The sequence below is a fragment of the Pseudomonas sp. JV449 genome, assembly GCF_032424295.1.
Lineage (GTDB): Bacteria > Pseudomonadota > Gammaproteobacteria > Pseudomonadales > Pseudomonadaceae > Aquipseudomonas > Aquipseudomonas marginalis.
Genome location: NZ_VYKD01000029.1, coordinates 42991 through 61208 on the forward strand (window position 1 = coordinate 42991; position 18218 = coordinate 61208).

At 61.2% G+C, this 18218-nt stretch carries 21 protein-coding genes; 11 read left to right on the plus strand and 10 right to left on the minus strand.

Features of this window, described 5'->3' with window-relative positions; translation table 11 throughout:
- Positions 1–44: 44 nt before the first annotated feature.
- From F6S08_RS26350 to F6S08_RS26380, 7 genes are all read right to left on the minus strand, one after another.
- Entirely contained in the window at positions 45–1403 is a 1359-nt protein-coding gene (locus tag F6S08_RS26350) for a DUF1329 domain-containing protein (RefSeq protein WP_027607629.1), read from the minus strand.
- Positions 1404–1429: 26 nt separating this feature from the next.
- On the minus strand, positions 1430–3211 hold the full coding sequence (locus F6S08_RS26355) for a DUF1302 domain-containing protein (protein WP_315872546.1): 1782 nt from the start codon (positions 3209–3211) through the stop codon (positions 1430–1432).
- Positions 3212–3693: 482 nt separating this feature from the next.
- Positions 3694–4605, minus strand: a complete 912-nt coding sequence (locus tag F6S08_RS26360) for an SDR family oxidoreductase (protein ID WP_065925987.1) — start codon at positions 4603–4605, stop codon at positions 3694–3696.
- A gap of 237 nt (positions 4606–4842) precedes the next feature.
- Complete coding sequence (locus F6S08_RS26365) at positions 4843–5745, minus strand: alpha/beta fold hydrolase (protein ID WP_137212836.1); 903 nt, start codon at positions 5743–5745, stop codon at positions 4843–4845.
- Positions 5745–6527, minus strand: coding sequence for a class II aldolase/adducin family protein (locus F6S08_RS26370; RefSeq protein WP_074847601.1), 783 nt, complete (start codon positions 6525–6527; stop codon positions 5745–5747). The genes F6S08_RS26365 and F6S08_RS26370 overlap by 1 nt, the downstream gene beginning before the upstream one ends.
- Positions 6528–6680: 153 nt before the next feature.
- Entirely contained in the window at positions 6681–7367 is a 687-nt protein-coding gene (locus F6S08_RS26375; protein WP_065947207.1) for an LrgB family protein, read from the minus strand.
- Positions 7357–7743: a CidA/LrgA family protein gene (locus F6S08_RS26380; protein ID WP_115488650.1), complete on the minus strand. Its 387-nt coding sequence runs from the start codon at positions 7741–7743 to the stop codon at positions 7357–7359. Before F6S08_RS26380 ends, F6S08_RS26375 begins: the two co-directional genes overlap by 11 nt.
- 98 nt (positions 7744–7841) lie before the next feature.
- Here F6S08_RS26380 and F6S08_RS26385 point away from each other — a divergent pair, with 98 nt between their 5' ends.
- Positions 7842–8738, plus strand: coding sequence for a LysR family transcriptional regulator (locus tag F6S08_RS26385; RefSeq protein WP_065925983.1), 897 nt, complete (start codon positions 7842–7844; stop codon positions 8736–8738).
- On the opposite strand, the gene F6S08_RS26390 is transcribed toward F6S08_RS26385, so the two are convergent.
- A complete protein-coding gene (locus tag F6S08_RS26390; protein WP_065925982.1) occupies positions 8719–9174 on the minus strand; it encodes a flavodoxin in 456 nt (151 codons plus the stop codon). The genes F6S08_RS26385 and F6S08_RS26390 overlap by 20 nt on opposite strands.
- A gap of 129 nt (positions 9175–9303) precedes the next feature.
- Here F6S08_RS26390 and F6S08_RS26395 point away from each other — a divergent pair, with 129 nt between their 5' ends.
- Positions 9304–9771, plus strand: coding sequence for a PAS domain-containing protein (locus F6S08_RS26395; RefSeq protein ID WP_065925981.1), 468 nt, complete (start codon positions 9304–9306; stop codon positions 9769–9771).
- Between the two features lie 59 nt (positions 9772–9830).
- On the plus strand, positions 9831–10436 hold the full coding sequence (locus F6S08_RS26400; protein ID WP_065925980.1) for a hypothetical protein: 606 nt from the start codon (positions 9831–9833) through the stop codon (positions 10434–10436).
- Between the two features lie 2 nt (positions 10437–10438).
- Here the strand turns inward: F6S08_RS26400 and F6S08_RS26405 are convergent, their stop codons facing one another.
- Positions 10439–11398 (minus strand): MerR family transcriptional regulator, encoded by a 960-nt coding sequence (locus tag F6S08_RS26405; protein WP_065947208.1) that lies wholly within the window; start codon positions 11396–11398, stop codon positions 10439–10441.
- A 214-nt stretch (positions 11399–11612) separates the two neighbouring features.
- Between F6S08_RS26405 and F6S08_RS26410 the strand changes: the two genes are divergently transcribed.
- Genes F6S08_RS26410 through F6S08_RS26435 form a run of 6 tightly spaced genes read left to right on the plus strand, consistent with a single transcriptional unit; the run spans position 11613 to position 14550 of the window.
- Positions 11613–12173: an antibiotic biosynthesis monooxygenase gene (locus F6S08_RS26410; protein WP_065925978.1), complete on the plus strand. Its 561-nt coding sequence runs from the start codon at positions 11613–11615 to the stop codon at positions 12171–12173.
- A 57-nt stretch (positions 12174–12230) separates the two neighbouring features.
- The gene (gene folM, locus F6S08_RS26415; RefSeq protein WP_065925977.1) at positions 12231–12941 is read left to right on the plus strand and encodes a dihydromonapterin reductase; all 711 of its coding nucleotides are present in this window, start codon (positions 12231–12233) and stop codon (positions 12939–12941) included.
- Between the two features lie 20 nt (positions 12942–12961).
- On the plus strand, positions 12962–13522 hold the full coding sequence (gene folE / locus F6S08_RS26420) for a GTP cyclohydrolase I FolE (RefSeq protein ID WP_025858052.1): 561 nt from the start codon (positions 12962–12964) through the stop codon (positions 13520–13522).
- A 2-nt stretch (positions 13523–13524) separates the two neighbouring features.
- Positions 13525–13896 carry a dihydroneopterin triphosphate 2'-epimerase gene (gene folX / locus F6S08_RS26425; protein WP_003194073.1) on the plus strand — a complete coding sequence of 124 codons (372 nt, stop codon included), beginning with the start codon at positions 13525–13527 and terminating at the stop codon, positions 13894–13896.
- Positions 13897–13919: 23 nt separating this feature from the next.
- Positions 13920–14216: a DUF1244 domain-containing protein gene (locus F6S08_RS26430; protein WP_027607644.1), complete on the plus strand. Its 297-nt coding sequence runs from the start codon at positions 13920–13922 to the stop codon at positions 14214–14216.
- Positions 14209–14550 carry a HopJ type III effector protein gene (locus F6S08_RS26435; protein ID WP_065925976.1) on the plus strand — a complete coding sequence of 114 codons (342 nt, stop codon included), beginning with the start codon at positions 14209–14211 and terminating at the stop codon, positions 14548–14550. Before F6S08_RS26430 ends, F6S08_RS26435 begins: the two co-directional genes overlap by 8 nt.
- Before the next feature lie 96 nt (positions 14551–14646).
- On the opposite strand, the gene trxB is transcribed toward F6S08_RS26435, so the two are convergent.
- On the minus strand, positions 14647–15609 hold the full coding sequence (gene trxB, locus F6S08_RS26440) for a thioredoxin-disulfide reductase (protein WP_025858049.1): 963 nt from the start codon (positions 15607–15609) through the stop codon (positions 14647–14649).
- A 294-nt stretch (positions 15610–15903) separates the two neighbouring features.
- On the opposite strand from trxB, the gene cysZ reads away from it, so the two are divergent.
- Together cysZ and F6S08_RS26450 are read left to right on the plus strand one after the other, a co-directional pair.
- Positions 15904–16668 carry a sulfate transporter CysZ gene (gene cysZ / locus F6S08_RS26445; RefSeq protein ID WP_315872547.1) on the plus strand — a complete coding sequence of 255 codons (765 nt, stop codon included), beginning with the start codon at positions 15904–15906 and terminating at the stop codon, positions 16666–16668.
- 54 nt (positions 16669–16722) lie between these two features.
- A complete protein-coding gene (locus F6S08_RS26450; RefSeq protein WP_315872548.1) occupies positions 16723–17901 on the plus strand; it encodes a glycosyltransferase family 1 protein in 1179 nt (392 codons plus the stop codon).
- Positions 17902–18218: the final 317 nt, after the last annotated feature.

Here is an 18218-nt window from a genome sequence, read left to right on the forward strand (position 1 = left end):
AGGGCAAGCCTCCTCCCACATTTTGACTCCGCTTCGATCCGGGATCAGCGTACGCCTTCAGCCCTCAACGCCGCCGGGGTGTAGTCCGCTGCCTTGGCCGCAAAGCCGAACACGAAGCTGCTCTTCTCCTCGTTCTTCATGCCCAGTGCGATGTAGCGCCCGGCAATGATGTCATACAGGGTCTCGACGGTGTAGGCCGGCACCTGGTGGTCGTAGTAGAACTGCGCATGGCCTTCGGCGACGCGCCACAGTTGGCCACGACCGTCGTAGTGATCCACCAGCGCGACTTGCCAGCTGTCTTCGTCGATGTACATGTGGCGCTTGGCGTAGATGTGCCGCTCGCTCGGTTTGACCGTGCCGACCACTTCCCACACGCGGTGCAGTTCGTAACGGGTCAGGTCCTGGTTGATGTGACCGGCCTTGATGATGTCGTCGTATTTGAGCGACGGCGAATCGAGCTTGTAGCTGTTGTAGGGGATGTACATCTCTTTCTTGCCCACCAGCTTCCAGTCATAGCGGTCGGGGGCGCCGGAGAACATGTCGAAATTGTCGGTGGTGCGCAGGCCGTCGGACGCGGTGCCCGGGCCGTCATAGGACACTTGCGGCGCGCGGCGCACGCGGCGCTGGCCGGCGTTGTAGATCCAGGCCAGGCGCGGCTCCTTCACCTGGTCGAGGGTCTCGTGCACCAGCAGCACGTTACCCGCCAGGCGTGCCGGGGCGGTCACCGATTGCTTGAAATAGCTCAGCACGTTGGCCGCCTTGGCCTGGTCGATATCGGGAATCGCCTGGGGCACCGCCACTTCCTCCTCGAAGCGGATCGGCGTGTAGCTGCCATTGGTCTGCGGGGTGGCCTGGGTGATGATGCGGCGCAGGTTGCCACCGTGGTAGCGGGTGATGTGGTTCCACAGCACTTCCACGCCATTCTTGGGAATCGGGAACGCGTAGTAACGGTTACCGGTGAAGTTTTCCAGGCCGTTGCCGTCGTTGATCGTCTTGACGTTCAGCGCGCTGCGCTTGATCGACTCGTAGATGTCCGGTGGCAGGTTGACCGTACGGTGGCTCGGGTACACCGGGATCTTGTAGGTCTCGGGGTAGCGCTTGAACATCGCGACCTGGCCGTCGGAGAGTTTGTCCTTGTACTTGTCCACCGTGGCGGCGGTGATCACGAACAGCGGTTTTTCATTGGCGAACGGATCGGCGAGGAAGCCCTTGCTGTCCACCGCGCCGGCGTTTTTCGGGATACCGCCGGTCCACGCCGGGATCGAGCCATCGGCGTTGCCGGCTTTTTCGGCGCCGACCGGTGTCAGGGTGGTGCCCAGCTTGGCCGCCTCTTCCGGCGACACCGCCGCCATCACGTGGGAAGCCAACAGGCTGAGGGCCAATACTGCAATTGTCTTACGCATGGATTCTTGTCCTTCTTTAAGCCAAATCAGAAGTTCACGCCGAAGCTGAGGGCGAGGAAGTCGCGGTCGGTCAAGGTGTTGTAGTCGCCGCCAAAGAAGTCGGTGTAGCTGAGGCTGGCGGTGTAGGTGCTGCGATAGTCCGCATCCACGCCGACGCTGAGGGCCTTGGCGCCTTTATTGAAGATCCCGTTGGGCCCGTAGCCGGCCACGTCATGGGACCAGGACAAGTTGGGCTTGAGGTTCACCCCGGCAATCGCATTGTTGTAGTCGAGGATCGCCCGTGCGCGGTAGCCCCAGGAAGTGGAGGTGACGAAACCGTCGGTGTCCCCCTGGAAACCGTAGGCGCCATACACCGAGTCGCGGCCGTAACGCAGCTTGGATTTGTCTTCCAGGCCGGCCACATGCACAACGGCGGCTTCGCCCACCAGGGTCAGGCGTTCAGCGCCCAGTACCTGGTCGAAGAACTGGGTCATGGTGCTTTGGATCTGGGTGATTTCCTTGCGGCGGTAGCCCTTGTTGTCACTGCCGAAATTGCTGCGGATAGGCGAGGCCAGTTGGCCGGCGATCGGGTTGATAAGGGACAGGGTCAGGTCGGTGGAATTCAACTGCACCGGGGCATTGGGCCGGTAGCTGATTTCCCCGGTCCACGCTGTGCCGGTAGGCAAGGTTGTGGAGAAGCTCGCGCCGAACAGGCGAATGTCTTCCGGGTACTCGAGGTAGTACTGTCCACGGCCGAGCATGGTGCTCTGGGCCAGGGCCGAACCGAAGCCGGCCGGGGCAGCCGCCGCGATACCACCGATGGTCGCCAGATTGGTGTTGGCGGTAATCGTGCCCACAGTCGGCGTACGGCTGTGGTAGTTCATAAAGTACAGGCCGTACTCCGTGTCATCGCCCAGCCAGCGCAAGGCTGCACCGAATTGGCCGGAGTCCCGTGCATCGCGATCACCGGCACGCTGCACCACCACACCTTCGCGGGTCACCACAAAGCCTTGGCCGCGAGCCGCTGCGATCGGTTGGAGCGGGGCAATCGCCGGACTACCCACCGTGTAGTTGCCGGTGCAGCCATCCGCCGCCACGTCATTGCCAAAGAAGGTGCCGCAGTTATCCAGCACCGTCTGGTCCCACTCCAGCTGGTAGAAGCCTTCCACGGTCAGTTGGTTGGTCAGGCTCTGGGACGCGAACAGCATGTTGACCGGGATCAGCCCTTCCTTGATCTCGGCACCGGGCCGACGGAACGCCGACACGTCAATCGGGTTGATGCTGTTGATGGAGTTGCCGATGAAAGTACTTTCGCCCCAACTGACCACCTGCTTGCCGGCGCGCACGGTGCCCGGCAGGTCGCCCAGGGAGTAGTTGTGGTAGACGAACGCATCGAGGATCTGCGCACCGCTGGACTTGGCGCCTTCCTTGCGGTTGTGGTCGCTGATCTGCTTGAACTCGCGGTCTTCGTCCTTGAGTTCGAAGTCGTACCAGTATTTGCCGCGCACGAACACACCGGTATCGCCGTATTTCAGCTCCAGGTCATGCAGGCCTTTGAAGATCTTGGAGAAGGTCTCGCCCTTCTTGAAGTTGAGACGCCCGTCATCCCCCGTGGAAGCCTGGCCCGTGCCGCCATTGACGGTGCCCACGAGCTTTTTATCGGCATCGCGCATGCCCCAGCTCGAGCCGACCGACAGCGAGGAGTCGAATTGCCCTTCGATCTCGCCAATGTTGAAGGAAACAGCCTGTGCCTGGGCACAGCAACCCAACGCAACCGCAGCGGCCAGCGCCTGTGGCGTGAAGATGGCGCGCATTGTTGTTTTTGTCATGCGTCTTCCCCGGTGAGTGACAGAAGGCCTCACCCTACTGCCGCGCATCAGGAGCGATAAGCGCACCAAGGAGGGATTCGCTCTATCGCTCGAAAGGATGACAAGCCGCTCTGGCCGGGGTGTGGGCGGGCCCATGGATTGGGTGGATGGCGGGTTATCAGGGGAATGGATGGCTCGCCCTCAAACTGTTGCGCTTTCAGTAACAGTCCTTGTCATGAATCGGGATTACTCATTTTGTAACAACCGACTATTCTTGCCTCGCTTTCAGGGCAAACAGCCCGTTTCCCCATCGGGAAGAACAGCCAGACTCGAATGGATTGATGCCTTTTTTCAATCTGTTACCCGTGTTCACTGACGTTGATTTGTCGCTCCTTGATCCAACGTCTGACTTCAGCCGCTGCGTTTGCAGCGGCTTTTTTTTGCCTGAAATAAAACGGGGCGCCATCAGCGCCCCGTGGGATTCAAGCTTTTTCAAGCAACGATCACAGGCTGTACTTCTGCAAGTTCGCCATCATCTCCTTCAACGCTTCGATGTTGTCGTTGGGGTGGGCTGCGCCTTCAAAGTCGCAGATCTGCGCCCAATGCGCCGCCACATCATCGGGGGAGAACCCGGCTTCAGGGTCGAAGCCCACGCCCAGGCTGCGCTCCCAGCGGGTCTTGCCGATCCAGCCGCCACCGACCTCGAACAGCCCGGACGTTTCCTGGCACGCTTCGCTGCCCAGGTACACCACCAGCGGGCTGACCAGTTCCGGCTTGAGGCGCTCAAATACTTGCGGCGGGATCAGGCCTTCGGTCATGCGCGTACCGCCGGTAGGGGCAATCGCATTGACCAGGATGTTGTTCTTGCGCCCTTCCAGGGCCAGGGTGCGGGTCAGGCCGTACAGCCCGAGCTTGGCCATGCCGTAGTTGGACTGGCCGAAATTGCCGTAGATGCCCGAGGTAGACGCAGTGAAGATCACCCGGCCGTAGCCTTGCTCACGCAGGTAAGGCCAGGCGGCGCGGGTGACTTTGTAGGCACCTTCGACATGCACGCGGTAAACCAGGTCCCAGTCGGCGTCGTCCATTTTGTGGAAGGTTTTGTCACGCAGGATGCCGGCGTTGTTGACCACTACGTCGATGCGACCGAAAACGTCGAGGGCGTTCTGGACGATCTTGTCACCGTCGGTGACAGAGTCATGGTTGGCCTCGGCGACACCACCCGCAGCACGAATCTCGGCCACCACTCGGTCGGCGGCGGACGCATTGGCGCCCTCGCCCTGGGTAGAGCCGCCGAGGTCGTTGACCAGGACCTTGGCCCCGTGCCTGGCGAACAGCAGCGCATGGGCCCGGCCCAATCCGCCGCCGGCACCGGTGACGATCACGACCTTATCCTGGAACTGCACTGACTCACTCATACCGAACTCCGCTGGCGACAATGGGAATGGTTCGAGTGTCCGGCAACGCGCCTGCGGTCACAATAAATACGGCGGAGGCTGAATGGTGCCCGATAAGGCTGGGGGATGATGACTCGTCTCTCTGTAGGAGCGAGCTTGCTCGCGAAAAATCCCAGAGCGCCGCGTGGTGTCAGGACTCCCGCGTTATCGTTGACGATTTTCGCGAGCAAGCTCGCTCCTACAGAAAAGGATTCGGGATCAGGAATAGGCCACTTGCGAGGCCGGCTGCCGGAGCCGATCACGAAACGCCTGGTAGTGCCTGAGCACCTGCACCGGCGCCTCGATCTGCGGGTAGTGGCCGATATTGGCCAGCAACACCGTGTCGGCGTCGGGCACCAGTTGCTGGTAACGCTCGACCATATGCGCGCCGGAGATCGGGTCCACTTCGCCGTCGATCACCCGCAACGGCACTTCGCCGCGCTGCATGGCGGCGACCCAGCGATCACGCAGGCGACGGCGCTGGGGGACGTAGGCGATCAGTTTGTGCAGGATGCGCGTGCCGTCGTTGACGTTGATCAGGCTCCAGAAATCATCCAGGGCACTTTCACTGGGGCGGGTGTCGGGGCCGAATATCTGGCTGAAGCTGTCCGCCAGGGCATTGCGCCCGAAGGCGCGGCCGATCATCCAGCCCAGGGGGCTGAGCAAGAGTTTTTGCACCAGCGCCAGGCGATGGGTTTCGGGGAACAACCCGCCATTGAGGAACACACAGCTGGCCATCTCAAACCGGCCTTCGTAGTGCCGGGCCAGGAGTTCCTGGGCGACGCTGTCACCGTAGTCGTGGGCCAACACATGCACCGGCTGTTCCACTCGCAAGTGTTCGAGCAGGGCCTGTTGCAAGTCCGCCTGTTCCAGCAGGCAGTAATCGTGGTCCAGCGGCTTGGCCGAGTCACCGAAGCCGAGCATGTCGCAGGCGATCACCAAGTGCCGCTGGGCCAGGGGTTGCCATAGGTAATGCCAGTCCCAACTGGCCGTGGGGAAGCCATGGATCAGCAGCAGCGGTTCGCCCTGCCCGGCCACCCAATAGCGAAGAGTACGGCCGCGAAAGACGAAATCCTGGCCACGCTTGCGCCAGACTCTGAGCGGGATTTCGGCGAGTGGCATCAGCGGTTATACCCCGGGTCTTGCAGGTCCAATTTGCGCAGCAAGGCCGGCCAGGCCAGCGCGCCGCCCATGCCTTGGGCGCTCTTTGTGACAGCCGCCACCATCGCCTTGGCACCGGCAAGAATCTGCGGCCCGATGGCGATCAATTCGGCGCCGCCGCTCTGCGCCAGCACCTGAATATCGCAGGCACGCTGGAAGGTGAACATCATCAGAAAGGTGTCGGCAATGGTACTGCCGCAGGTCAGCAGGCCATGGTTGTGCAGCATCAGGAAATTGCTATCCCCGAGGTCGGCCTGCAAGCGGGCTTTTTCTTCATGGTTCAAGGCCACGCCTTCGTAGGCGTGATAGGCCAGGCTCGACAGCACGAATAGCGATTGCTGGCTGATGGGCAACACGCCCTGCTTCTGCGCAGCGACGGCCACCCCCGCGGCCGTGTGGGTGTGCAGTACGCACGTCACATCGTGGCGCACTTCATGGATGGCACTGTGGATGGTGTAGCCCGCCGGATTGATTTCGTAGGGGCTGTCCATCAGTTTGTTGCCGGCCTGATCGACCTTGACCAGGCTGGACGCGGTGATCTCGTGGAACATCAGCCCATACGGGTTGATCAGGAAATCATCGGTGCCCGGCACCTTGGCCGAGATATGGGTGAAGATCAGGTCATCCCAGCCATGCAGCGCCACCAGGCGATAGCAGGCCGCCAGGTCGACGCGGGTCTGCCATTCGGCAGCGCTGACCTGGTCTTTGACATTCTGCGGCGATAGAACGGGGGCTAGGCTCACGGCGATGACCTCCTTGGCGCACTGTCTTATTGTTGTTTTTTTGTGTGATGGGCCAGTCTAGTCAGACCTCATGGCCGCCGGAGTTGCCTTGGCAGCCAGCTTGATGACCGAGCGGGTCAGTTCAGAGAATAGTTGAAATTTGTTTAAAGCGCGTCAGAGAAGTGCCGCCAGAAAAGGCACGGCAAACAGGTTGAGCAACCCCGTCAACACCATCACCAGGCCGGCGACCGAGCCCTCTTCGCCGCCCACTTCATGGGCGCGGCTGACACCCGCACCGTGGGCGCCCACGCCAAACAACGCGCCACGTGCCAGGGGTGTCCGCAGCGGCAGCCATTTGAGCAATACACCACCGAGCATGGCGCCGAACACACCGGTGAACATCACGAACACCGCCGTCAGCTCCGGCACGCCGCCCAGGTCGGAAGACACCGGCATGGCGAACGGTGTGGTGATCGAGCGCGGCACCAGCGACAGCGTCACCGCACCGTCCAGCGCCAGTGCCTTCGCCAGGCCGAACGAAGTCGCGATCGACGCCACACTGCCCGCCACCATACCCAGCAGCAACGCCGGCCAGTGCCGCGCCAGCAAGCGGCGCTGCTGCCAGATCGGCACGGCAAACGCCACGGTCACCGGGCCCAGCACCAGCATCAGCCAGTGGGTGTCGGTGGCGTATTCGGCATAGGCGGTGTGCATCGGCACGGCCACCGCCAACAACAGTGCCGGCACCAGGATCAGCGGCGACAGCAGGTAGCGCCCGGTACGCCGGTAGAGCCAGCGGCTGAATACGTAGGCGCCCAGGGTCAAGGCGAGCCAGAACACCGGCATCAGTTCAAGCTTCATGGCGCAACCTCCAGCGGCACACGGCTTCCACCGTAAATGCCGTGACCAGCATCACCGCCAGCGTGCTCAAGCCGATCACCAACAGGATGCGCCAGCCATCGTTGCGCAGCAGGCCGCCGTAATCGAGCAGGCTCATCAGGGCCGGGATGAAGAACAGCAGCATCTCGGCCATCAACACCCCGGCGCCCAATTGCAGTGCCGCCGGCTTGACCAGGCCGCTGGCGAACGTTGCCAGCAACAGGCCCAAGCCCACCACGCCACCGGGAATGGGCCAGGCCAGCCAGGTCGCCAACTGGGTGCCCAGCAGATAAATCGCGAGCAGCACAACCAATTCAGTCAGCAAACGGCCAAGGTGTTTGAAGGGAAAACGTTTCATGGGCTTTGGGTCCTCGCAGGCCCCCATTTTAGAGCGCGGCCTTCCATCCCCACAGCGAATTGTTAGACTGCCAACCATTCCAAACTGGAATCAGGCCGATGGAATTCAAACAGCTGCGCAGCTTTGTCGAAGTGATCCACCGAGGGGGCTTTACCCAGGCAGGGAAAACCCTGCATATCAGCCAGTCCGCCGTCAGCAAGCAAGTCGCGCAATTGGAGCAAAGCCTGGGCACGCCGCTGCTCGATCGTATCGGCTCGCAGATCCGCCTGACCGCCGCCGGCCAGGTCGTGCTGCAACGCGCCGAAGCCATGTTGCGCCTGCAAGCCGAACTGCTGAGCGAGCTGGACGATATGCAGCAGCTCACCCGCGGCGAGTTGCGCCTGGGCCTGCCGCTGCTGGCGGGTGACACGCTGTTCGCCGGGTTGTTTGCCGAGTACCGCCGGCGCTACCCGAACGTCATCATCCAGTTGCTGGAGGGTGGCAGCCGCAATATCGAACAGGCCATCCTGAGCGGTGAGCTGGAAGTGGGCGGCAGCTTGAAACCCAATGACCCGGCGTTTGCCTGGCAAGCCTTTTGCGATGAACCCCTGGACGCACTGCTGCCGATTGACCATCCCCTGGCGGACAACGCCCAGGTGCGCCTTGAGGAATTGGCGGACACGCCGTTCCTGATGTACCAGCGCAGCTTTGTGCTTAACGACCGCCTGATGCAGGCGTGTCAGCAGTTGGGTTTTACCCCGAAGGAAATCGGCCGCAGCGGCCAGGCGGACTTCCTCGCAGCCTTGGTGGCCGCCGGCCAAGGCGTGGTGCTGCTGCCCAGCGTGGTCGCCCGTGGGCTGGTGCGACCTGGGGTGGTGCGCCTGACGTTGAAGGCGCCCGACTACCTGCGCTGGGACATTGCCTTTATCTGGCGTGAGGGCGCCTACCTGTCGAAAGCCGCCCAGGCCTGGCTGGCGTTGTTACGCGAGTTTCCGGTCAAGCGCGCAGTGCAGTGACCAGCTCGGCCAGCCATGGCTCGGCGTCGGCTTCCGGGGTGACGCTTTCGCTGGCGTCCAGGCGCAGCATCGGCAGCACTTCACGCACACCCAACTCGCCGAACAGCTCGCGCATTTGCTCGCCACCGCCACAGAAGGTGTCGCCGTAGCTGGCATCGCCCAGGCCGATCACTGCGCCGGGCAGGCCGCGCCAAGCGGCGGGCAGTTGGTCGCGAATGGTTGAATACAGGGGTTGCAGGTTGTCGGGCAATTCGCCCATGCCGGTGGTGGAGGTCACCGCCAGAAAGGCTTGCGGACTGAAGGCTATTACATCCGCCAAGGTCGCACGGGGATTGTGCCAGGCCTCAAAGCCGGCCTTGTTGAGGAGGTCGGCGGCGTGGCGCGCGACTTCTTCAGCCGTGCCGTACACCGAGCCGGAAAGGATGGCGACTTTCATCAATCTGATCCTGTAGTTGAGCGAAAGCCTGGGATATTAGCAGCTGGCGCAAATATTTCGGCGCCCGCCGTGCAAGATTCAAGGCATGTCTTAAACTGCCCACTCCAATCACAAGCCATGGACCGCTCAATGATTAACGCCAAGCTGATGCAAATGGTGATCAACGCTTCCAACGACGGCATCGTCGTCGCTGAAAGAGAAGGCAAGGACAAGCCGCTGATCTACGTGAACCCTGCATTCGAACGGCTGACCGGCTACACCCTCGACGAAATCCTCTACCAGGATTGCCGCTTCCTGCAATCCGGCGACCGCGACCAGCCGGCCCTGATGGCCATCCGTGACGCGTTGGAGAACGGCGGTGCCTGCCGGGAAACCCTGCGTAATTACCGCAAGGACGGCAGCCACTTCTGGAACGAACTGTCCCTTTCAACGGTTTACAACGCCGCGGACAAGCAGACGTATTTCGTCGGTGTACAAAAGGACGTCACGCTCCAGGTCAAGGCCCAGCAGCGTGTCGCGCAGCTGGAAAGTGAACTGGCCGAGGTCAAGGCCGAGCTGGCAGCGCTCAAAGCGACAAGCGGATTAAACAAAATTTAGAAACTGCGGCCATAACAGCGGATAATGGCACTTTAACACCCCTCCATTGAGCAAGCACGATGCAACGCAATGCGCTTCTGACCCAGGATGAGCTGGATTTCATTCAGAGCATGCAGCACAACCCGCAACTCAACCTGCGGGATGCTTCGTCGAGCCTGACCGTCAACGGCGGTGCACAGATTCGCGACTTGCTCACCCGCCTGGCCGCCCACGACCACCTCACCATCCAGGCGCAGTTCGACAACCAGCAACTGACCTTCCCCCTGCATCTGGTAGAGGATGAGTTCAATGCGGTGCATCTGCGTTTGGGCGTGCCGAGTATTTTCGAAGACGGGCCAATGATACGCCCGTGGCGCCTGGCGCTTGAAACGCCGGTGGCGCTGGAGAACATCCGTGGCGCTGCTGGCGCCCTGCGGGTGCATGAAGTGTCATTCAAGGGTGTGCTGGTGGAGATTCGCGGCCGGATCAAGCCGCCAAAAACCTTTTCCCTGTGGTTCAGCCCGTCGGGCTACGAACGCATCGCGCTGCGCGGCGCATTCGAGCGGGAAACGGCGCGGGGTTTGTTTGCCTACCGCTTGAGCCAAAGCGACGTGGATGAAACCGAGCGTCTGCGTCAGTTCATCCTGCACCAGCACCGCCTGGTCCACCCGCACATGCATGCCTGAAATCAGGTATCCAGCCCGCCGCTGAGAAACTGTTGCAAGCGCCGCCGCATCAAGCGACCTTCATTGCCCAGGCAGCCGAGGGACGTGCCGGCCAGGCCGTCCTCGGCAAGATCCGACGCCGCACCTGCAAGCAGCAGCGGGCAATCCAGGGTCAACGCCAAGCGGTTCAAGCGCCCCGCAAGATCATGGTTATGCGAGTAATTGGAGAAGAGGATCAGCGCCTGTGGGTGAGTCTTCTCGCAGACCAGCGTCAACTCGTCAAACGGCTGTCCCATGCCCAGCACTTTCACGGCCAGGTCATCCCGGCTCATCAGGAGCGCCGCCACCAGCAACTCCAACTTGCGGCACTCACCCGCCATGGCCGCCAGCAATACCCGCGGCACGGGTGAAGCACACGCCAGTTGCAGGCGCTCCAAGGCACGTACTCGCAGGAAGTTGTCGAAGAACAGCCACTCGCTGGCCTGGCCAAAACGCCCCTGATGACGCAACAGCTCATTCCACAGGGGCATCAGAATGTCCTGGAACACCACGTCGAGTGGGTAGGTCGCCAGGACCTGCCCATACACACGTTCCAGCTGACGGTCGTCGAAGTCGCTGACGGCCTGCATCAACCGCGCCTGCCACTGCGGCCATTCGCTTTCCTCGACCGCATCGCGCTGCGCACGAACGGCTTCGGCCTGCTGATCGTCGCGAGCGAGGATCTTGCCCACTTTGCTCACGGCGACGCCGCGCTCGATCCAATCGAGAATACGATGGACTGTCTGTATATCGGCCTTGGAATAGAGGCGATGCCCACTTTCGGTGCGCGTGGGCTGTATCAGCCCATAACGGCGCTCCCAGGCACGCAGGGTGACCGGGTTGACGCCTGTCAATCTCGAGACTTCACGGATCGGAAACAGCTCATCGGAATCAGTGGAATCCAGATGCGAAACACTTTCAAGCGGAGCAGTAATCACGGGCATTTTTGACCAAAAAACCAACGTTAACTGGGCGCTCATTTAACCCCTTTACACCTGTCTTTTTCAAGTTTCCCGCTTTTCGGACCAATGTCGCTGGTGTATTCGGGTAAAACAGGAATAATCCTTGCCTGCTTTTTACACGTCGCTGCAACACCCCGCAGCTTCGTCTGTGCGCCACCTACACGGTCCAGTGCACCCGTACATTTGGAGATACACAATGTCTACCTCTCCCGTCACCTTGATGGTTGCGCGCCGCGTGGCCAAAGGGCGCTATAAAGAACTGATGGCCTGGCTGCGCGAAGGCGAGCAATTGGCCACCGACTTCCCCGGTTACCTGGGCTCCGGCGTGCTGGCCCCACCGCCCAATGACGATGAATTCCAGATCATTTTCCGCTTCGCCGATGAGAAGACCCTGCACGCCTGGGAGTTTTCCGCCTCACGCAGTGCGTGGTTGAGCCGTGGCAGCGATTTGTTCGCCGACCCGTCCGAGCACCGTGTACGGGGCATCGATGGCTGGTTTGGCGCAGCGGGTGCGCGTCCGCCACGCTGGAAGCAGGCGGTGGCGATCTGGCTGGCGTTTTTCCCGGTGTCGCTGCTGTTCAACTTCGTCCTGGGGCCGCTGCTCAGTGAATTCGAACTGGGGCCACGTGTGCTGGTCAGCACAATGGCACTCACGCCCTTGATGGTGTACTGGTTCATTCCGCTGTCGACCCACCTGCTGGCGAACTGGCTGCACCCAGCGCCAGCACCTCGCAAGGCCTCCGAAGCGGCGGCGTGAGTACAGGGGCGGCCCGTCGCTGGTATGATTTGCGCCTGCCAGCGACGCGAGCCTCCCATGACTGCAACGAACGCCCCGATCCTGATCACCGGCGCCGGCCAGCGCGTCGGCCTGCATTGCGCCGAGCGCCTGCTGGACGAAGGCCAGCCGGTGATTTTCAGCTACCGCAGCGAACGCCCCGGCGTGCAGGCCCTGCGTGAGCGTGGCGCAGTCGGCGTGTTTGCCGACTTCTCCACCGAAGCCGGAATTCTCGCGTTTATCGCTGAACTGAACAGCCAAACCCAAAGCCTGCGTGCGATCATCCACAACGCTTCGGCCTGGGTCGCAGAGGCGCCGGGCGACGAAAGCCGTGCCTTTACCGACATGTTCAGCGTGCACATGCTTGCGCCGTACCTGATCAACCTGCATTGTTCACCCTTGCTGCAACGCTCGACACCTGCCGACATCGTGCACATCAGCGATGACGTGGTGCGCAAGGGCAGCCGCCAGCACATCGCCTACTGCGCCACCAAGGCCGGGCTCGAGAGCCTCACGCTGTCGTTCGCCACGCAGTTTGCGCCGCTGATCAAGGTCAACGGCATCGCCCCGGCGATGGTGATGTTCAACGAAGGCGACGACGCGGCCTATCGCACCAAGGTGCTGGCCAAGTCGGCCCTGGGCATCGAGCCTGGTCCCGAGGTGATCTACCAGAGTGTGCGTTACCTGCTGGACAACCCCTATGTCACCGGTACCACCCTGACCGTCAACGGCGGGCGGCATATCAAGTAAGCCGTTTGTGAGGATGTTGTATGACCTTATCTCTGCCCCACCATTACCGCGAGATCCTCAAGGGCCTGGGCGAAGACCCGGAACGCGAAGGCTTGCTCGACACCCCCAAGCGTGCCGCCAAGGCCATGCAGTACCTGTGTCATGGCTATGAACAGAACCTCGAGGAAATCGTCAATGGCGCACTGTTCGCCTCCGACAACGACGAGATGGTGATCCTCAAGGACATCGAGCTGTATTCGCTGTGCGAGCATCACCTGCTGCCCTTTATCGGCAAGGCCCACGTGGCCTATATTCCGACCGGCAAGGTGCTGGGCCTGTCGAAGCTGGCGCGTATCGTCGACATGTTCGCCCGGCGCCTGCAGATCCAGGAAAACCTCACCCGGCAAATCGCCGACGCCATCCAGGACGTGACCCAGGCCGCCGGTGTGGCCGTGGTGATCGAAGCCAAGCACATGTGCATGATGATGCGCGGCGTGGAAAAACAGAATTCAACCATGAACACCTCGGTGATGCTCGGCGCGTTCCGCGAGTCGAACACCACGCGCATGGAGTTCCTGCAACTGATTGGACGGAGCAAGTAGCAATGCCACAACTTCAACCAGGCATGGCGCGCATCCGGGTCAAGGACCTGTGCCTGCGCACCTTCATCGGTATCAATGAGGACGAAATCCTCAACAAGCAGGATGTGCTGATCAACCTGACCATCCTGTATGCCGCCCAGGAAGCCGTGCGCGACAACGACATCGACCACGCGCTGAACTACCGCACCATCACCAAGGCCATCATCGCCCACGTGGAAGGCAACCGCTTTGCCTTGCTGGAGCGCCTGACCCAGGAACTGCTGGACCTGGTGATGAGCAACGAATCGGTGCTGTACGCCGAAGTCGAAGTGGACAAGCCCCATGCGCTGCGCTTTGCCGAGTCGGTGTCGATTACCCTGGCGGCCAGCCGCTAACCCCTGAATTGTCAGTGAGCCCTATGAACGATCAACAACGCCTCGAACTCGAAGCCGCCGCCTTCCGCCGGCTGGTGGCGCATCTGGACAGCCGCAAGGATGTGCAGAACATCGACCTGATGAACCTCGCCGGTTTCTGCCGTAACTGCCTGTCCAAGTGGTACAAGGCCGAGGCCGACGAGCGCCAGATCGAGCTGAGCCTCGATGACGCCCGTGAAGTGGTGTACGGCATGCCGTACGCCGAGTGGAAAGCCCAATACCAGCAAGAAGCCAGCGCCGAACAACAGGCGGCGTTCGCCAAAGGAAAGACCCATGACTGATTTGAACACCCTGCGCGCCAGCCTCGACAGCGGCGCACACGTTTTTGCCGACACCCTGGCGTTTGTCGCTGCCGGTTACGATTACCAGCCGCAGGCCTTCACCAACGGCGATGTGGAAAACGCTGCCGGGCAGAACGAAGGTTCGTGCAAGACCTTGGGCCTGGCGCTGCTGGAAGGCTTGAGCGACCAGGAAGCGCTGCTGGCGTTTGGCGAGCATTACCGCTCGGTGGTGGCCACGCCTGAGGGCAGTGACCATGGCAATATCCGCGCGTTGATTGCCCATGGGTTGGCAGGTGTGAAATTCGCCGCCCAGCCACTGACCCGCAAATCCTGAGTCAGATGCAAATGTGAGAGAGGGCTTGTCCCTCCCAGATTTAAATTGCACCCATAAAAAAACCGGCCTCGCAGCCGGTTTTTTTATTTCAACAATTTAGAACGCAGCGTCCTTCAAACCGTCGAGGTAACGCTCGGCGTCCAGGGCCGCCATGCAACCAGCGCCGGCCGAGGTGATGGCCTGGCGGTAGACGTGGTCGGCCACGTCGCCGGCAGCGAAGATGCCTTCGATGTTGGTCGCGGTGGCGTTGCCTTCACGACCGCCTTGCACCACCAGGTAACCGTCTTTGGCTTCCAGCACGCCTTCGAACAACGATGTGTTCGGGGTGTGGCCGATGGCGATGAACACGCCGTCGACTTTCAGCTCGTCGAAGCTGCCGTCGTTGTTTTTCAGGCGAGCACCGGTCACACCCATGTTGTCGCCCAGGACTTCATCCAGGGTGGCGTTGAGCTTGAGGATGATCTTGCCTTCGGCGACACGGGCGTGCAGCTTGTCGATCAGGATCTTCTCGGCGCGGAACGTCTCGCGACGGTGAACCAGGGTCACGGTGCTGGCGATGTTGGCCAGGTACAGCGCCTCTTCCACGGCCGTGTTGCCGCCACCGACCACGGCGACCGGCTTGTTGCGGTAGAAGAACCCGTCACAGGTGGCGCAAGCGGAAACGCCCTTGCCCATGAACGCTTCTTCCGATGGCAAGCCCAGGTAACGAGCGCTGGCGCCAGTGGCGATGATCAGTGCGTCGCAGGTGTAGACGCCGCTGTCGCCGGTCAGGCTGTAAGGTTTTTTCGAGAAGTCGACCTTGTTGATGTGATCAAACACGATCTCGGTTTCAAAGCGCTCGGCGTGTTCTTTCATACGTTCCATCAGCACCGGACCGGTCAGGCCGTGGACATCGCCCGGCCAGTTGTCGACTTCAGTGGTGGTGGTCAACTGACCGCCCGCCTGCATGCCGGTTATCAGCAGCGGCTTGAGGTTGGCCCGGGCAGCGTAGACGGCAGCGCTGTAACCGGCAGGGCCGGAACCGAGAATAATCACTCGCGAATGACGGGTATCAGACATGACTCACTCCTATCGACCGCCCGGACTACAAGACGGCTGGAATAAAAAAGGGACCACGAAGCACTTGGGGAAGGCTTTAACTCGCAGGCCCTGAAAAATAATGGGTGCAGCGTATCGAGGGGGGCAAGATTAAGGAAATACGGAATAACAATCCAGCTCATAGGCGGTCTCTATGCAGTCAGGCCGATTAATCGACGCCTTTGTTACCGTTGATGTCGTCACACCGACCACGCTTTCGCCTTGAAGGCAAAGCCGGTAAGGTCGGCGCGTTCGTCATCCTGCTCGGAGTTCTCCATGCCCGCCCCTGTTCTTTCCGGCCCGCAATACCTGCGTGAAGGCCTCAAACTGGTGCTGAGCCCCGGCCTGCGCCTGTTTGTGTTGCTGCCGCTGGCGATCAACCTGGTGCTGTTCGTCGGCTTGATCTACTTTGCCGGCCATCAGTTCAGCCTGTGGGTCGACCACTTGATGCCGACCCTGCCCGGCTGGCTGAGCTTTCTGAATTACCTGCTATGGCCGCTGTTTGTGGTGCTGGTGGTGCTGATGGTGTTTTTCACCTTCACCATGCTCGCCAATATCATCGCGGCACCGTTCAACGGCTTTCTTTCCGAGAAAGTCGAAGTGGTGGTACGGGGTACCGATGACTTCCCGGCCTTCAGCTGGGGCGAACTGATTGAAATGGTTCCGCGTACCCTGGCCCGGGAAATGCGCAAGCTGGGCTACTTCCTGCCACGGGCCATCGGCCTGTTTATCCTGTCGCTCATTCCGGTGGTCAACCTGATCGCCGCGCCACTGTGGTTGCTGTTCGGCGTGTGGATGATGGCGATCCAATACATCGACTACCCGGCCGATAACCACAAGCTGGGCTGGAACGAAATGCTCGCCTGGCTGCGCCAGAAGCGCTGGCAGAGCATGAGCTTCGGCGGCATCGTCTACCTGGTGCTGCTGGTGCCGGTGGTCAACCTGTTGATGATGCCGGCGGCAGTGGCCGGGGCGACGTTGTTCTGGGTGCGCGAACAGGGCGCCGAGGCCATGGCGACGCCGAAAGTGGTCAAGTCATAAATCCATCATCTGCATGACACAATGGCGACATGGCCCACGGCGACACTGTGGGTCATGACGACAGCTTCGCTCCACATCACTCTCATCACCGAAACCTTCCCGCCAGAGATCAACGGGGTGGCCAATACCCTTGGCCGCCTGTGCGAAGGTTTGCGCGCGCGTGGCCATCAAGTTGAACTGGTTCGCCCGCGCCAGGGCGCCGATGCAAGCCGGCCCAGCGATGATGGCTTGCTGCTCTGCCGTGGCTGGCCGCTGCCGGGTTACCCAGGCCTGCAATGGGGCCAGTCGTCGATGCACAAGTTGCTGCGCCGCTGGACACGCCAGCGCCCCGACGTGCTCTACATCGCCACCGAGGGCCCGCTGGGGCTGTCGGCGCTGCGGGCGGCGCGGCGCCTGGGAATCAGCGTGGTCAGCGGTTTTCACACCAATTTCCAGCAGTACTCCAACCAGTACGGCCTAAGCCTGTTAAGCCGCATGGTTACGCACTACCTGCGTTGGTTTCATAACCGTTCGACCTTGACCCTGGTGCCCAGCGCCAGCCAACGCCTGGAACTGGAGCGCCGGCATTTCGAGCGACTGGGGATGCTGGCGCGCGGGGTGGACAGCCAATTATTCCACCCGGCCAAGCGTGACAACGCACTACGGGAAAGCTGGGGCCTGGAAAACGACGATATTGCCGTACTGCACGTGGGGCGCCTGGCCCAGGAGAAAAACCTCGGGCTGCTCAAGCGCTGCTTTGACGCGCTGCAGGCAACTTATCCACAGCGTCGGCTGAAACTGATCATCGTCGGCGATGGCCCGCAACGCCCGATGCTCGAGCGCGACCTGCCCGACGCGGTGTTCTGTGGCACCCAGCGCGGCGAAGAACTGGCGCGGCATTACGCATCCGGGGATGTGTTCCTGTTCCCCAGCCTGACCGAAACCTTCGGCAATGTGGTGCTCGAGGCCATGGCCTCCGGGCTGGGTGTGGTGGCGTACGACCAGGCGGCGGCGACCCAGCATATCCGCCATGGTTACAACGGTGTGCTGGCCATGCCGGGTGATGAGGACGCGTTTTGCGATGCGGCCAGATGGTTGCTGGAAGACAGCGAACATTTGCGCAGGGCCCGCCTCAATGCACGCCAACATGCGAGCCGCCAGGGCTGGCCGGCGATTATCGAGCAGTTCGAGAACCAGTTACGCGATGTGTGCGCAGAACATTTGGCAGCTTCAACACTGCCTGACATTCGTTGAACCCTCTACGAATGACGTAGGCCAATTCCCGGTCCTGCCTGCCTACCCCTTGAATATTGGTTTCAACGGTAGGAATCCCTGCTTGGGACTGCCTGAATCGGCACGCCACAACAGGATATTTCCGGAACGTCGAACGAATTATCACCACTGATATGACACCTGCCGTAAGAGGGGGTGTGTCCCTGTGAAACACACTCGAACGAGGCAGGTCATTCATGCTGAAAAACTAATAGAGAGCACTATGTCGACACTGATAAATGGATCAATGGCGCTGAGATTCCAACCATTCAACCCCTCCGCATGGGCATCCCCATCCG